This is a genomic window from Bradyrhizobium sp. MI1.4, assembly GCF_055811315.1.
Genome location: NZ_JBVVPP010000040.1, coordinates 50,609 through 65,511 on the forward strand (window position 1 = coordinate 50,609; position 14,903 = coordinate 65,511).

Annotated in this window: 12 protein-coding genes; 5 read left to right on the plus strand and 7 right to left on the minus strand. The window is 64.3% G+C overall.

The annotated features are described in order from the left end of the window. Positions 1-108: 108 nt before the first annotated feature. The 4 genes from mdh to AC0L23_RS29860 form a co-directional block, all read right to left on the minus strand. Positions 109-1,077, minus strand: coding sequence for a malate dehydrogenase (gene mdh, locus AC0L23_RS29845; protein WP_007598869.1), 969 nt, complete (start codon positions 1,075-1,077; stop codon positions 109-111). A 183-nt stretch (positions 1,078-1,260) separates the two neighbouring features. Beyond that, entirely contained in the window at positions 1,261-2,445 is a 1,185-nt protein-coding gene (gene zapE, locus AC0L23_RS29850) for a cell division protein ZapE (protein ID WP_085358295.1), read from the minus strand. Between the two features lie 217 nt (positions 2,446-2,662). Then, complete coding sequence (thpR, locus tag AC0L23_RS29855; protein WP_007598862.1) at positions 2,663-3,199, minus strand: RNA 2',3'-cyclic phosphodiesterase; 537 nt, start codon at positions 3,197-3,199, stop codon at positions 2,663-2,665. A gap of 174 nt (positions 3,200-3,373) precedes the next feature. Continuing rightward, positions 3,374-4,009, minus strand: coding sequence for an arylesterase (locus AC0L23_RS29860; protein WP_026233885.1), 636 nt, complete (start codon positions 4,007-4,009; stop codon positions 3,374-3,376). A 55-nt stretch (positions 4,010-4,064) separates the two neighbouring features. On the opposite strand from AC0L23_RS29860, the gene AC0L23_RS29865 reads away from it, so the two are divergent. The 4 genes from AC0L23_RS29865 (at position 4,065) to AC0L23_RS29880 (ending at position 9,175) form a co-directional block, all read left to right on the plus strand. After that, the gene (locus AC0L23_RS29865; protein WP_018459825.1) at positions 4,065-4,787 is read left to right on the plus strand and encodes an ABC transporter ATP-binding protein; all 723 of its coding nucleotides are present in this window, start codon (positions 4,065-4,067) and stop codon (positions 4,785-4,787) included. Then, positions 4,784-7,354, plus strand: a complete 2,571-nt coding sequence (locus AC0L23_RS29870; protein ID WP_473357669.1) for an ABC transporter permease — start codon at positions 4,784-4,786, stop codon at positions 7,352-7,354. Before AC0L23_RS29865 ends, AC0L23_RS29870 begins: the two co-directional genes overlap by 4 nt. A gap of 270 nt (positions 7,355-7,624) precedes the next feature. Continuing rightward, on the plus strand, positions 7,625-8,416 hold the full coding sequence (locus tag AC0L23_RS29875) for a Bax inhibitor-1/YccA family protein (RefSeq protein WP_007598855.1): 792 nt from the start codon (positions 7,625-7,627) through the stop codon (positions 8,414-8,416). A 228-nt stretch (positions 8,417-8,644) separates the two neighbouring features. Next, positions 8,645-9,175: a GNAT family N-acetyltransferase gene (locus AC0L23_RS29880; RefSeq protein ID WP_085348697.1), complete on the plus strand. Its 531-nt coding sequence runs from the start codon at positions 8,645-8,647 to the stop codon at positions 9,173-9,175. A gap of 92 nt (positions 9,176-9,267) precedes the next feature. Here AC0L23_RS29880 and AC0L23_RS29885 read toward each other — a convergent pair whose 3' ends face one another. The 3 genes from AC0L23_RS29885 to acnA all read right to left on the minus strand — a co-directional run bounded on the left by AC0L23_RS29885 (position 9,268) and on the right by acnA (position 13,960). Then, positions 9,268-9,636 carry a DUF2794 domain-containing protein gene (locus tag AC0L23_RS29885; RefSeq protein ID WP_018459822.1) on the minus strand — a complete coding sequence of 123 codons (369 nt, stop codon included), beginning with the start codon at positions 9,634-9,636 and terminating at the stop codon, positions 9,268-9,270. 592 nt (positions 9,637-10,228) lie between these two features. Beyond that, positions 10,229-11,005, minus strand: a complete 777-nt coding sequence (locus AC0L23_RS29890) for a DUF1223 domain-containing protein (RefSeq protein ID WP_085348698.1) — start codon at positions 11,003-11,005, stop codon at positions 10,229-10,231. A 234-nt stretch (positions 11,006-11,239) separates the two neighbouring features. Beyond that, on the minus strand, positions 11,240-13,960 hold the full coding sequence (gene acnA / locus AC0L23_RS29895) for an aconitate hydratase AcnA (RefSeq protein WP_018459820.1): 2,721 nt from the start codon (positions 13,958-13,960) through the stop codon (positions 11,240-11,242). Between the two features lie 242 nt (positions 13,961-14,202). Here acnA and ccmA point away from each other — a divergent pair, with 242 nt between their 5' ends. Next, positions 14,203-14,805 (plus strand): heme ABC exporter ATP-binding protein CcmA, encoded by a 603-nt coding sequence (ccmA, locus tag AC0L23_RS29900; protein WP_085348699.1) that lies wholly within the window; start codon positions 14,203-14,205, stop codon positions 14,803-14,805. Positions 14,806-14,903 lie beyond the last annotated feature (98 nt).

Genomic DNA, 14,903 nt, shown 5'->3' on the forward strand with positions numbered 1-14,903 from the left:
GGACTGCCAATCCGGAGCCCGCCCCGTCCTCTACAAGAGTTGCAGCGCGGGCCCGGAAGTGAAACCGCCGAAGACCGGTTTTTCGATCTTCGGCGGGGAATGTTGGGTTTAGCGGCCCAGAAGATCGGGCGCGATCTTCTTGCAGGCGTCAACCAGACCCTGCACTGCGCCGACCGACTTGTCGAAGGCTTCGCGGTCCTTGCCGACGAGCTCGATCTCGACGACGCGCTCGACGCCCTTGGAGCCGATCACGACGGGCACGCCGACATACATGTCCTTCACGCCGTATTCGCCGTTCAGGTAGGCGGCCGAGGCCAGCACGCGCTTCTTGTCACGCAGATAGCTCTCGGCCATCGCAATCGCGGAAGCCGCCGGAGCATAGAAGGCCGAGCCGGTCTTGAGCAGATTGACGATCTCGGCGCCGCCGTTGCGGGTGCGGTCGACGATCTCGTCGAGGCGCGCCTGCGAGGTCCAGCCCATCTTGACGAGATCGGGCAACGGGATGCCGGCGACGGTGGAGTATTTTACCAGCGGCACCATGGTGTCGCCATGGCCGCCCAGCACGAAGGCGGTGACGTCTTCGACCGAAACGTTGAACTCGTCGGCCAGGAAGTAGCGGAAGCGCGACGAATCCAGCACGCCGGCCATGCCGACGACCTTCTTGTGCGGCAGGCCGCTGGCCTTCTGCAGGGCCCAGACCATCGCGTCGAGCGGGTTGGTGATGCAGATGACGAAGGCGTCGGGAGCGTACTTCTTGATGCCGGCGCCGACCTGTTCCATGACCTTGAGGTTGATGGAGAGGAGGTCGTCGCGGCTCATGCCGGGCTTGCGCGGCACGCCGGCGGTGACGATGCAGACCTTGGCGTTGTCGAGCGCCTCGTAGGAGTTCGCGCCGGTGTAGTGCGCGTCAAAGCCGTCGACCGGCGAGGACTGCGCGATGTCGAGCGCCTTGCCCTGCGGCACGCCCTCGGCGATGTCGAACATCACCACGTCGCCCAGCTCTTTCAGGCCGATGAGATGAGCCAGCGTTCCGCCGATCTGACCGGAGCCAATCAAAGCAATCTTGTCGCGCGCCATGTGAGCCTGTCCTTTAGACACGTAAGGAGGGGAAAACTGAGACGGGTGGTTATCCCTTTCGCCTCCCCCGTTCAAGTCACGGGTTGCCCAATTGTCGGGCTTGCCGCGTATTCAAGCGCAACCTTGTCATTCCGGGGCTTGGGGAAGCGCCGAGCCCGGAATGACAGCGCTGGCAAATAGGACTTAAGTCTCGACCAAGCCCTTGGTCGAGCCGCTGGCGGTGGAATCCTTGCGGCCGTGAGGCAGCGCCAGATAGGATTCCGAGCTCATTTCGATCAGGCGCGACGCGGTGCGCTTGAACTCGTTGGCCTCGTTGCCCTCATTGGCAAGATAGAGCGAGATCGGGTTGGCATCGGCGGAGGCCATCAGCTTCACGGCATTGTCATACAGCGTGTCGATCAACGTGATGAAACGCTTGGCGGCGTTGCGCTGGGAGAAATCCATCACTGGAATATGGTCGACCAGGATGGTGTGATAGTCGTGCGCCAGCCTCAGATAGTCGGATGCCCCGAGCGGCTTGTCGCAGAGATCGGCGAACGTGAAGCGCGCCACGCCGTGGGCCGAGCACGGCACGTGCAGGATGCGGCCCTTGATCGAAATATCGCGCGACTTGCATTTGGCGCCGCCTGACATCTTCGACCAGGCGCGGTCGAGCGCGGCGTCCGCCTCGGTGTCTGCCGGCGTCAGCCACATCGGGACGCCCTGAAGTTTTTCCAGCCGGAAGTCGGTGCGCGCGTCGAGCCGCAGCACGTCCATGTGGTCGGTGATCTGCCTGATGAAGGGCAGAAACAGCGAACGGTTCAGGCCGCCCTTGTAGAGGTCGTCAGGCGCGACGTTGGAGGTCGCGACCACCACGGTGCCGAGCTCCAGCAGCTTTGCGAACAGGCGGCCCAGGATCATCGCGTCCGCGATGTCGGTGACGTGGAATTCGTCGAAACAGAGCAGCCAGCTCTCCTCGAAGATCGCATGCGCGGTCAGCACGATGACGTCGCCGTCGCCAATCTCGCCGCGCGCGATGCCCTGGCGATAATCGTAGATGCGCTCGTGCACCTCGGCCATGAATTCGTGGAAATGCGCGCGCCTCTTGTGCTCGACTGTCGAGTGCTGGAAGAACAGATCCATCAGCATGGTCTTGCCGCGGCCGACCTCGCCATGGACGTAGAGCCCGTGCGGCGCCTCGTCCTTGTCGCTGCTGAACAGGCGGCTGAGCAGGCCCTGCTTGCGCGGCGGCTTGTAATCGGCGAGCCGCTGGTCGAGCGCGGCATAGGCGTCGGCGATTTCGGCCTGCGCAGCGTCGGGCTCGATCGCGCCGGACGCGATCTGGGCCTGATAGGCCTCGCGGAATGAGGAACTGGGGGTCGAGAGCATGCTCTTTACCGCCAGAGATGAGCGGAAATTGCAAGCCGTGAATTGGGGCGGGGCGCTATGCATTCCGTGTCCCGGACGCGCTGCGGCACGCAGTGACGCTGCGCAGAGCCGGGACCGACTGTTTCGTACAGGACCGTTCGTCTATCGCCGCGTAATGGGCCCCGGCTCTGCAGCGCACCGCTTCGCGCTGCGCAGCGTCCGGGGCACGAGAGCTTCGCTACTCACACAGCTCGTAGGCGTCCTCGACCACATACGGGCCGCCGCCGGTTGAGGCGCGGGACGAGAACAAAACAAACCGTTCGGCCGTGAATGCCTTGCTGGGAAAATAGCCACGCAGCGAGAGATAATCGGCGACGTCACGGTCGGTGGCGTCGTGCAGCCGGGCCAGCGTGACATGCGGTATGAACTTGCGGCCTTCCGGGTCGAGGCCGATCCGCTGCATCAGGCGCTCGAGCTCGGCCTGCAATTCCATCAGCGGCTTGCTCGGCACGATGGTGGCGACCACCGCGCGCGGCTTGCGTCCGCCGAAACTCTGCAAACCCTGCACCTTGACCTCGAACGGCTTACGGTCGACGCGAAACAGCATCGAGGCGATTTCGTTGGCGGACATGCCATCGATATTGCCGATGAAGCGCAGGGTGACATGGTAATTTTCGGGATCGATCCAGCGGGCGCCGGGAAGGCCGCCCCGCAAATTGGAAAGCGATTGGCCAATCTCGGCCGGAATTTCCAGACCAGTGAACAAACGCGGCATCGTTTCGCACTCCCGATGCTTGGGCATGATCCCAGGGCAAGATCATATCCAAATTTTAGAGCCGGCGACGAATCACCGGTACCCTAATTCCTATCGCAGTTGTGTGACCCTGCGAAGCATCGCGCGCCTTACTCCGGTAAAACCCTGGGAATTACGGTTAGCGTTGCCTGGTTTTCAACGCCGTTGCTCAGCGATGGTGCCAAGGAATGCCTCAACCGTAGGCAAGATATTCTTGACGATGATATCGACGCCGGCCGCGGTCGGATGAATGCCGTCGGCCTGGTTGAGCTTGGCATCGGCCGCGACACCATCGAGAAAAAACGGATAGAGCGGCACGCCGAATTTTTTCGCCAGATCCGGATAAATCGAATTGAAGCGCGCAGCATAATCCGCGCCGTAATTCGGCGGCGCCAGCATGCCGCACAGCATCACCGCGATCTTGCGCGCCTTGAGGCGCTGGACGATCTCGGTCAGCGCGGTGCGGGTCAAATCGGGATCGATGCCGCGCAACGCATCATTGGCGCCGAGCTCGATGATCACACCGTCGGTTCCGTCAGGGACCGACCAGTCGAGCCGGTCACGGCCCCCCGAGGAGGTGTCGCCGGATACCCCGGCATTGGTCATGCCGACCTCTATGCCTTTGTCTTGTAAAGCTTTTTGAAGCTTTGTGGGGAACGCTTCCTGGGCCGGGAGGCCAAGACCCGCGCTCAGGGAATCGCCGAGAACCACCAGCTTGATCGGTTTCGCCGCCTCAGCCCATGCCGGATTTGCGACGGTCATCAAAGCGAACATCAACACGGCTATGTGCATGAACAATCCGTAACGCCTCTCGACCGCGCGGGCGGAGTTGCCATATGACCGGACCATGGACACTCGCATCTCTTCCTCTTCGCTCGCCGACAGTTCGGCCGACACCATCGCCATCTCCAACGTCAATCTGTCATTGGGTACGGGCGCGGCACGCGTTCACATCCTCAAGGATATCAGCTTGCGCGTGGGCCGGAGCGAGACGATCGGCCTGATCGGCCCGTCAGGTTCGGGCAAATCCACGCTGCTGATGGTGATGGCGGGGCTGGAGCGTCCTGATAGCGGAGAGGTGGTGGTCAACGGCACGCCTTTCAATGCCCTCGACGAGGACGCACTGGCCCGCTTCCGCGGCCGCCAGGTCGGCATCGTCTTCCAGTCCTTCCATTTGATCCCGACCATGACCGCGCTGGAGAATGTCGCGGTGCCGCTCGAGCTTGCGGGCAATCCCGACGCCGCAAAGCGCGCGGCGCAGGAGCTGCAATCGGTCGGGCTCGGCGACCGTCTGCATCATTATCCGACCCAACTCTCCGGCGGCGAGCAGCAGCGCGTGGCGCTGGCCCGCGCACTGGCACCCGATCCAGCGATCCTCGTCGCCGACGAGCCGACCGGCAATCTCGACGAAGCCACGGGACAACAGATCGTCGACCTCCTGTTCAGCAAGCATGCCGAGCGCGGCATGACGCTGGTGCTGGTCACGCACGATTCTTCGCTCGCGCAGCGCTGCGATCGCGTGATCCGCCTCCGTTCGGGGCGCATCGACACGCAGTCGGCGCCGGCATGAGTGCTGCTGCCGCACCGTTTGCGAAGCCCAACGGCGTCGCGCTGTCGCTGCGTTACGCGCTGCGCGAATTGCGCGGCGGCCTGCGCGGCTTCTACGTCTTCATTGCCTGCATCGCGCTCGGCGTGATGGCCATCGCTGGCGTCGGCTCGGTCTCGGCGAGCCTGAGCGACGGCCTCGCCCGCGAAGGCCGTACGCTGCTCGGCGGCGACGTGTCGTTCGTCCTGTTTCAGCGCGAGGCGAAGCCGGAGGAAGTCGCCTTCCTGCGTTCGCGCGGCACCGTCTCGAGCGCCGCCACACTGCGCGGCATGGCGCGCTCGGCCGAGGGCAAGCTGGCCCTGGTCGAGATGAAGGCGGTCGACGACTCCTATCCGATGCTGGGCCAGCTGACGCTGGCGCCGCCGCTGCCGATGTCCGAGTTGCTCGCGGAGCGCGACGGCGCGTTCGGCGCGGCCGCCGATCCGACACTGCTGGCGCGGCTGTCGCTCAAGACCGGCGATCGCGTCACCGTCGGGGCTGCGACGTTCCAGATCCGCAGCGCCGTCGAAGCCGAGCCCGACAAGCTCGCAGGCGGCATCGGCTTCGGCCCGCGCTTCCTGATCAGCGAAGCGGGCCTGCGCGCGACAGGGCTCGTCCAAGCCGGCAGCCTGGTGCGCTGGGTCTATCGTGTGAAGCTGCCGGAGATCGCCAACGACGAGCGCGCCACCGACGCCTTCATCGCGGACGCCCGCAACGCCGCGCCGCAGGCCGGCTGGGAGGTCCGCAGCCGCTCCAATGCCTCGCCGCAGCTCGAGCGCAACATCAACCGCTTCACGCAGTTCCTGACGCTGGTCGGCCTCGCCGCGCTGCTGGTCGGCGGCGTCGGCGTTGCCAATGCCGTCAAGGCCCATATCGACCACAAGCTCGAGGTGATCGCGGCCTTCAAGGCCGTCGGCGCCACCGGGCGCGACGTGTTCGGCATCTATCTCGCCCAGGTTCTCCTGCTCGCCGCGATCGGCTCAGTGATCGGCCTCGCACTAGGCGCCGCCATGCCGTTCGCGATCGTCGGCCTATTCGGCAAGCTGCTGCCCCTGCCGGTGGTGCCGGCGGTGCATGCCGACGAGCTCGCGCTGTCGTTCGTCTACGGGCTGCTCACGGCGCTTGCCTTCGGCCTGTGGCCGCTCGGGCGAGTGCACGACGTGCCGGTGGCGGCGCTGTTCCGCGACACCATCAGCTCCGAATGGCATCGGCCACGCTGGAGCTATCTCGTCTTCATGGCCGTCGTGATCGCGCTGCTCATCGCGGTCGTGATCGGGCTGTCCTTCGACAAGCGCATCGCCGCGGTGTTCGTGGCCTCCTCCGTGGTCGTGTTCGCGCTGCTCCGCGGCATTGCCGCCCTGCTGATGACTATCGCGCGGCGGCTGCCGCGCACGCGATGGCCGATGCTGCGACTTGCGATTGCCAACATCCACCGGCCGGGCGCGCTGACGCCCTCGGTCGTGCTGTCGCTCGGGCTCGGGCTCGCCGTGCTCGTCACCATCACCCAGATCGACGGCAATCTGCGCCGGCAGTTCCTGGCGGCGCTGCCCGAGCACGCGCCATCGTTCTTCTTCATCGACATTCCGAGCACGCAGGCCGAGCAGTTCAACACATACCTGCGCCAGATCGCCCCTGGCGCGAAAGTCGACGACGTGCCGATGCTGCGCGGACGGATCGTCGGAGCCCGTGGTGTCCGCGCCGAGGAGCTCAAGCCCAGCACCGATTCCGAGTGGGTGCTGCAGAGCGACCGCGGCCTGACCTATACCGCCGAGCTGCCGAAGGGCTCCAAAGTGGTCGAGGGCGAGTGGTGGAGCGCCGATTATTCCGGCCCGCCGCTGGTTTCGATGGAGAAGAAGATCGCGGACGGACTCGGCCTCAAGGTCGGCGACGAGGTCGTGGTCAATATCCTCGGCCGCGACATCCCCGCGAAGATCAGCAATCTGCGCAGCATCGACTGGCAGGGCCTCGGCATCAATTTCGTCCTCGTGTTCTCGCCGAACGCATTCAAGGGCGCGCCGCACACCCACATCGCGACGCTGACGGAAGCCGGCGGCGATGCGGCCGGCGACGGCAAGATCATCAAGGAGGTCGCTGACGCCTATCCGATGGTGACGAGCGTGCGCGTGCGCGAGGTGATGGAGACGGTCGGCTCGGTCGTGACCAACCTGGCGCTCGCGATCCGCGGCGCCAGCGCGGTGACCCTGATCTCGGCGATCCTGGTGCTCGGCGGCGCGCTCGCCGCCGGCCATCGCCACCGGGTCTACGATGCGGTGATCCTCAAGACCCTGGGCGCGACCCGGCTGCGGCTGCTCGGCGCCTATGCGCTCGAATACCTCCTGATCGGGCTTGCCACCGCGGTCTTCGGCGTTTTCGCCGGCAGCGTCGCGGCCTGGATGATCGTGACCCGGCTGATGACCCTCACTTTCGTCTGGCAGGGCGGCAGCGCAGCCGGCGTGGTCGCGGCTGCCTTGGTCGTCACGGTCGGCCTCGGGCTCGCCGGCACCCTGCTGGCGTTGAACAAAAAGCCCGCCACGGTGTTGCGGAATTTGTGACAAATGGTAGCGGGCGGCGGCACGGGAGCGAAATCGCACGATTCCAGCGATTAACCACGTCCGCTCGTCTGGATTGCAGGTAAGGGCGACATTCAGCCGCGCGTGGACGGTTGCAGCGAATGTGTTAGTTTCCCACATATCGAATGGGTTCGGAGCCCCGATTGTTAGCCAAAATTTAGTCGGCAGACATCGGTATCCGAGATAGAATTTGACGAACCGGCGGCATGGCGACCCTCATGCCGGACCGGACCAACCAACGGGAATTCGACCATGTCGGACCTAGACCGCAATTACGCTTCTCCTTTCGGCAGGGCCGCCGGGCGTGTTGACGCCGCGACGGTCGATGCCGGCCTGCGCGCCTACATGCTGCGCATCTACAACTACATGAGCATCGGCCTGGCCATCACCGGCCTTGCCGCCCTCGGCGTCTACATGGCCGCCGTGACGGACGTTCCGACCCCGGAAGCCGTGCGGGTCGGCAAGCTGTTCCTGACGCCGTTCGGCTACGCGATGTTCGTCAGCCCCCTGAAGTGGCTGTTCATGCTCGCGCCGCTCGCCATGGTGTTCGTGATCTCGGCAGGCATCAACCGGCTCGCTCCTTCGACCGCCCAGATCCTGTTCTGGGTGTTCGCGGCACTGATGGGCGTCTCGCTGTCCTCGATCTTCCTGGTGTTCACGCACACCTCGATCGTCCGGGTGTTCTTCATCACCGCGGCGACCTTCGGCGCGCTCAGCCTCTACGGTTACACCACCAAGCGTGACATGAGCGGAATGGGTTCGTTCCTGTTCATGGGCCTGATCGGCATCGTCATCGCGAGCCTGGTGAACCTGTTCCTGGCGAGCTCGGTGCTGCAGTTCGTCGTGTCGGTGGTCGGCGTGCTGGTGTTCGCGGGCCTCACCGCCTGGGATACCCAGCGGCTGAAGAACGACTACATCTACGGTTACGCTTCGGCCGGCGGTGACATCGCAGAGCGTGCGGCCATCACCGGCGCGCTGTCGCTGTACCTGAACTTCATCAACTTGTTCACGCTGCTCCTGCAGCTCCTCGGCCAGCGCGACTAAGCGCCAGCCCAGAGTGGACGACAGCAACCCCCGGCCGAGAGGCCGGGGTTTTTGTTTGGGGCGAGCCTCTCAACACCCACCGTCATTGCGAGCGCAGCGAAGCAATCCAGAGTCCCTCCGCTGGTGCATTTCTGGATTGCTTCGTCGCAAGGGCTTCTCGCAAGGACGGAGTATGAGGAAGCACGGTTGCCTCTTCCAGCCGCCCCGGGAAGGCTCTAATCTTGCGGCATGTCCGCACCCGATATCAGGCCCACCACCGAGGCCGACCTCCCCGCCATCACGGCCATCTATCGGCAGGCTGTCCGCGAGGGCACCGCGACGTTCGAGCTGGAGCCGCCCGACCTTGCCGAGATGACGCGCCGCTACCGCACGCTGATCGATGGCGGCTACCCCTATTTCGTCGGCATCCTCGACGGGCGCGTCGCCGGCTACGCCTATGCCGGTGCCTACCGGCCCCGCCCGGCCTACCGCTTCACGGTCGAGAACTCGATCTATCTCGATCCATCCTTCCACCGCCGCGGCATCGGGGCGCTCCTGCTGGAGCGGCTGATCGTCGAATGCGAGGCACGCGGCTTCCGTCAGATGATCGCGGTAATCGGGGATTCCACCAATGCCGGCTCGATCGGCGTGCACACCAGGGCCGGCTTCAAAATGATCGGCACGCATCCCAGCGTCGGGCTGAAATTCGGCCGCTGGCTGGACACGGTAATGATGCAGCGGAGCCTCGGCGAGGGCGCCAAGAGCGTGCCGGGGAAGTAAGGCCCGTAGCCCGGGTGAGCGAAGCGATACCCGGGAACGCTGCAAGCAAAGACCCGGATGTCGCTACGCTCATCCGGGCTACTGGATCCCTGCTACACCACCGCCAATTTGCGATCGATCACCAGGAGCACGCGCTCCAGTTCGTGGCCGCGGCGCAGGATCAAGCCCGTCGCCGAGATCACGCTGTACATGCCCTGCTTGCGCGCGAGGCGCGGATCCTTCTCGATACGATAGATCGGCACTTCCGAGGCGCGGCGAAAGACCGAGAACACAGCGCGATCCCTGAGGAAGTCGATGGCATAGTCGCGCCACTCGCCTTCGGCAACCATCCGGCCGTAGAGATTGAGAATACGGTGCAGCTCGAGCCGGTTGAACGTCACGCGGCTCAGTTGCGCATTCGAAGCGGCGGGGCGCGCCGCCGCACGCTGTTCGCTCGGATCGGTATCCTCCGACAGACTCATAGGCCGCCTCCTGTCGCATCAGCATGACCGCGTCCGGGAAGACCGTCCCTCGACCGCGGATCATGACGGTTGCATGATCGCGCCAACTGTTCCCCACCGCAAGGGCCCTTGGAAGGACCTTGGAATCGGAGCCAATCCGCCCACACGCAGCGGTGGAACTCTGTCGCGGCAAACCGTCACGGGATCGTTAGCAGGAATCATAGTGTCGCCGCTTTTCCGCCAAGCGACTGCCGCCCTGCGTTGCGAAAAGACCTATGTGCGTTGACCCGGTCCTTTCGGTTCCGGATTCCTCAGCCCCCAGCCCCCCGGGGCCGTCAGGATCGGGTCTGTTCGCACGACAAGGAGGGCCAACGCGAGTTGGTCCTTTTTTGTTTGAGTCGATTTGTTTGGGTCGGGATGTTTCTGCCTCGACGGATATCTCACCATCTCAGCAAAAACTCTTTCCCCTCATCCTGAGGAGCCGCGAAGCGGCGTCTCGAAGGATCGAGGCCGAGCTGCCTCAGCAGGGCCTGCATGGTTCGAGACGGCGCTGACGCGCCTCCTCACCATGAGGATTGAGAGTGTGCTTGAGTCGGAAGATTCGAAGTGCGCGTCAGTGCAGCGACGTATACGCCGCGCCCAGCATCGGGCCCGGTCTCTCCCGGCTGCCGTCCTGGACATAGACCACGGCACCGTCGACGCCGTCACGCGTGAGGTTCTCGATCGGCACCGTCCAGCTTTCCGGGCGGCCGGTCCAGTCGCCTACCTTCAGCAGATTGCGCACCACGTTGTGATAGATGACCTGCTGTCCGCGATTTTCGCCGCGACTGATCGCGATCGGCACCGACTTCGCAATCGAGCAGATCCAGACCTCGCCGTGGGACGCCGTCGGCTCCTTGCTCGCGGCCACCGAGACGTTGATCTGCTTGCCCGCGAGCGACATCGTCACCGGCACGCTCATCACACCAGTGCCCGTCTCGGTTTTGCCGATGGCGCTTTCGATGCCGGTGCGGTCGCTGCCGACGACATGCGTGGAGCCGTTGACCACGACCTGCGGCGTGTAGACTTCGCGGTCGCCGCGCATGCGCGAATACGCACGCTGCCGTGCAGAGAAGCGCGAATCGGCCAATGTGTCCTTCCAGCCGAGATAGTCCCAATAGTCGATCGGCATGCTCAGCGCGATGATCGAGGGATCGCGGGCGAGGTCGCCGATGATCTTGTCGGCCGGCGGGCAGGAGGAGCAGCCCTGCGAGGTAAACAACTCGACAACGGCGCGGGGATCAGCCTCGGCAGGGCGGATGACGGCGACGATTGCACAGAGACCAAGAGCTCCCGACCAGAGGGCACCGGACCAGCGTGAAACCAGATGAGAAGCCGTCATTGTTGTCATGTCGAACGCCGCACACCATTGCTCGTGAGAGGGAAATCTTACCGCCGGATGGTCACCGTAATCTTACGGGCCTCACACATTTGTTGTCCGTCCAAGAACCGTACAAGGGGAGGTTCTGTGCCGGGCGGGCCCATCTGAAGCCTGCCGCAAACGCGTGAAGGCGGCCTTGTGATAGGCCGCCTTCGTGTAACCTACTACTCACTTCGCAGTGAGCCACCGTTCACAAATCCGCGCTTACGCCGCGAGCTTGCGTAGTACGTAGTGCAGGATGCCCCCGTTGCGGTAGTATTCGAGTTCGTCCAGCGTATCGATGCGGCAGAGCAGCGAAACGCGCTGCAGCGAACCGTCGCCGGAGACAATCTCCGCGGTCAGCTTCTGGCGCGGCTTGAGGTCGCCAACGAGGCCGCGCAGCGTGACCTTCTCGTCGCCCTTCAGACCGAGCGACGACCAGGAGGTGCCGTCCTCGAAGGTCAGCGGCAGCACGCCCATACCGACCAAATTGGAGCGGTGGATGCGCTCGAAGCTCTGGCAGATCACGGCGCGCACGCCGAGCAGACGGGTGCCCTTCGCGGCCCAGTCGCGCGAGGAGCCGTTGCCGTATTCGGCGCCGGCGAACACCACCAGCGGCACCTGCTCCTGCTGGTATTTCATCGCGGCGTCGTAGATCGACATCTGCTCGCCGTCGGGCCAGTGCTTGGTGAGACCGCCTTCCGGAATATTGCCGTCGGCGCCCTTCAGCATGAAGTTCTTGATGCGGATATTGGCGAAGGTGCCGCGCATCATGACTTCGTGGTTGCCGCGCCGCGTGCCGTACTGGTTGAAGTCGGCCGGACGCACCTGGTGCTCGCTGAGATATTTGCCGGCGGGCGAGGTGAGCTTGATCGAACCGGCCGGCGAGATGTGGTCGGTGGTGATCTTGTCGCCGAACATGGCGAGGATGCGGGCCTCGACGATGTCGGTGACCGGCTCCGGCTCCTTCTTCATGCCTTCGAAATAGGGCGGGTTCTGCACATAGGTCGAACTCATGTTCCAGCGATAGGTTTCGCTCTCGACCGTCTTGATCTTGCGCCAGTTGGTGTCGCCCTTGAACACGTCGGCATACTTCTTCTTGAAGATCGACGCGGTCACGAACTTCTTCATGAAGGCGTTGATCTCCTTGGTCGTCGGCCAGATGTCCTTGAGGTAGACCGGCTTGCCGTCCTTGCCTTCACCGAGCGGCTCGACGGCGAGGTTCTTGGTGACGGTGCCCGCGAGCGCGTGGGCGACCACGAGCGGCGGCGAAGCCAGATAGTTCGCCTGCACGTCCGGCGAGACGCGGCCTTCGAAGTTGCGATTGCCGGAGAGCACCGCAGCCGCGACGATGCCGTTGTCGTTGATCGACTTCGAGATCTCCTCGGGCAGCGGACCGGAATTACCGATGCAGGTGGTGCAGCCGAAACCGACCAGGTTGAAGCCGACCTTGTCGAGATCGGCCTGGAGACCGGAATCGGCGAGATAGGCCGCCACCACCTGGCTGCCCGGGGCGAGCGAGGTCTTCACCCACGGCTTTGCCTTGAGGCCCTTCGCGGCGGCGTTGCGCGCCAGAAGACCGGCGCCGATCAGCACGCTCGGGTTCGAGGTGTTGGTGCAGGAGGTGATCGCGGCGATCACGACGTCGCCATGGCCGATGTCGAAGTTCTTGCCGTCGACGGCGAAGCGCTTCCCCGGCTCCTCGGCCTTCTTGTATTCGCTGGCGAGCGCGAGCGAAAAGCCCTCGGCCACGGACGGCAGCGCAATGCGGCCTTCGGGGCGCTTCGGGCCGGCCATCGAGGGCACGACATCACCGAGGTCGAGCGTCAGCGTTTCCGTGAACACCGGATCGGGCGACTTGGCGGTACGGAACAGCCCTTGCGCCTTCGCATAGGCCTGCACCAGCGCGACGCGCGCCGAGGCGCGGCCGGAGGTCTTGAGATAATCCAGTGCGGCGGCATCGACCGGGAAGAAGCCGCAGGTCGCGCCATATTCGGGCGCCATGTTGGCGATGGTTGCCTTGTCTGCGACCGAGAGATGGTCGAGGCCGGGGCCGAAGAACTCCACGAACTTGCCGACGACGCCGAGCTTGCGCAGCATCTGCGTCACCGTCAGCACGAGGTCGGTCGCGGTGACGCCTTCCTTCATCGCGCCCTTCAGCTTGAAGCCGACGACGTTGGGCAGCAGCATCGATAGCGGCTGGCCGAGCATGCAGGCTTCCGCCTCGATGCCGCCGACACCCCAGCCGAGCACGGCAAGGCCGTTGACCATGGTGGTGTGGGAATCGGTGCCAACCAGCGAGTCGGGATACGCGACCTCGAAGGTGCCGGTCTTCTTGCCGACCGTCATCTTCTCCTTCTTGGTCCACACCGTCTGGGAGAGATATTCGAGATTGACCTGGTGGCAGATGCCGGTGCCGGGCGGCACGACGGAGAAGTTCGAGAACGCCTTCTGGCCCCATTTCAGGAACTCGTATCGCTCCTGGTTCTGCTTGTATTCCTCGGTGACGTTCTTGCCGAAGGCCTTGTTGTCCCCGAAGAAGTTCACGATCACGGAGTGGTCGATGACGAGATCGACCGGCACCAGCGGATTGATCTTCTCGGCGTCCCCCCCGAGCTTCTGCATCGCGTTGCGCATCGCGGCGAGATCGACCACGGCGGGCACGCCGGTGAAGTCCTGCATCAGCACGCGCGCCGGGCGGAAGGCGATCTCATGCTCCAGCGACTTCTTGCGCAGCCACTTCGACACCGCAACGATGTCTTCCTTCTTGACCGAGCGGCCGTCCTCGTTGCGGAGCAGGTTCTCGAGCAAAACCTTCATCGAGTAGGGGAGTTTCGAAATTCCCTTCAGACCATTCTTCTCGGCCGTGGGCAGGCTGTAATAGACATAGGTCTTGGCGCCGACCTTGAGGGTCTTTTTGCATTTGAAGCTGTCGAGCGAGGTCATGTAGGAAATCCCAATTGTCAGTTATACCCGGCAGGGTATTTTAACACCGTCAGCGTAGGCAGGCTGAGTCACTTGCAGGGGCAGGTTGAGTTGCTGCATCAAGTAGTTCCGGGCTTATAGAAGCTTTCTAACCGCGCCGCCACAGCCACAATCGTGCCGCGGCAATCCGCGAGCCAAAAATTCCCATACGCTACCCCAAGTTTTCCTGAGGCCTGGCTTTGAGCGGATCGATACGAGGCAAGATGCAGCTTTCCGGACGCGGCGTCAGTTGCGTGCGGGGCGGGCGCGAGGTGTTTTCCGGGCTCGATTTCGAGGCCGGCTCCGGCGAAGCCGTGGCGGTCGTCGGCCGCAACGGATCGGGCAAGACCTCGCTGCTGAGGCTGATCGCGGGCCTGCTCATTCCGGCGAGCGGCACGATCGCGCTGGACGGGGGTGACGCCGAGCTGACGTTGCCGGAGCAATGCCACTATCTGGGTCATCGCGACGCCCTGAAGCCAGCCCTGAGCGTGGCGGAGAATCTGACGTTCTGGGCCGATTTTCTCGGCGGCGAGCGTTTCGACACCGGCAAGGGACTCGCCACCGTCGGGCTCGACCATGCCGCCGATCTGCCCGCCGCCTTCCTGTCCGCCGGCCAGCGCCGCCGGCTGTCGCTGGCCCGCCTGCTCACCGTCCGCCGCCCCGTCTGGCTGTTGGACGAGCCGACCACGGCGCTCGATGTCGCGGGACAGGACATGTTTTCCGGATTGATGCGCGGGCACTTGGCGCGCGGCGGCCTGATCGTCGCCGCCACCCATGCCCCGCTCGGGATCGATTCGCGGGAGCTGCGGATCGGGGGTGCGGCGTGATTCGGGTCGACCCTCAGGTTTCCAAGCGGCCGAACTCCGCCCTCTCCGTTCCCTCCCCCCTTGTGGGGGAGGGTCAGGGAGGGGGGCAGCCCCGGGCG

Excerpts from the sequence above, each read along its gene's own strand:
- ccmA (WP_085348699.1), top strand. The coding sequence starts at position 14,203 with ATGCAGCTTTCCGGACGCGGCGTCAGTTGCGTGCGGGGCGGGCGCGAG.
- AC0L23_RS29880 (WP_085348697.1), top strand. The coding sequence starts at position 8,645 with ATGTCCGCACCCGATATCAGGCCCACCACCGAGGCCGACCTCCCCGCC.
- thpR (WP_007598862.1), bottom strand. The coding sequence starts at position 3,199 with ATGCCGCGTTTGTTCACTGGTCTGGAAATTCCGGCCGAGATTGGCCAA.
- AC0L23_RS29875 (WP_007598855.1), top strand. The coding sequence starts at position 7,625 with ATGTCGGACCTAGACCGCAATTACGCTTCTCCTTTCGGCAGGGCCGCC.
- mdh (WP_007598869.1), bottom strand. The coding sequence starts at position 1,077 with ATGGCGCGCGACAAGATTGCTTTGATTGGCTCCGGTCAGATCGGCGGA.
- zapE (WP_085358295.1), bottom strand. The coding sequence starts at position 2,445 with ATGCTCTCGACCCCCAGTTCCTCATTCCGCGAGGCCTATCAGGCCCAG.
- AC0L23_RS29870 (WP_473357669.1), top strand. The coding sequence starts at position 4,784 with ATGAGTGCTGCTGCCGCACCGTTTGCGAAGCCCAACGGCGTCGCGCTG.
- AC0L23_RS29860 (WP_026233885.1), bottom strand. The coding sequence starts at position 4,009 with ATGCACATAGCCGTGTTGATGTTCGCTTTGATGACCGTCGCAAATCCG.
- acnA (WP_018459820.1), bottom strand. The coding sequence starts at position 13,960 with ATGACCTCGCTCGACAGCTTCAAATGCAAAAAGACCCTCAAGGTCGGC.
- AC0L23_RS29890 (WP_085348698.1), bottom strand. The coding sequence starts at position 11,005 with ATGACAACAATGACGGCTTCTCATCTGGTTTCACGCTGGTCCGGTGCC.
- AC0L23_RS29865 (WP_018459825.1), top strand. The coding sequence starts at position 4,065 with ATGGACACTCGCATCTCTTCCTCTTCGCTCGCCGACAGTTCGGCCGAC.
- AC0L23_RS29885 (WP_018459822.1), bottom strand. The coding sequence starts at position 9,636 with ATGAGTCTGTCGGAGGATACCGATCCGAGCGAACAGCGTGCGGCGGCG.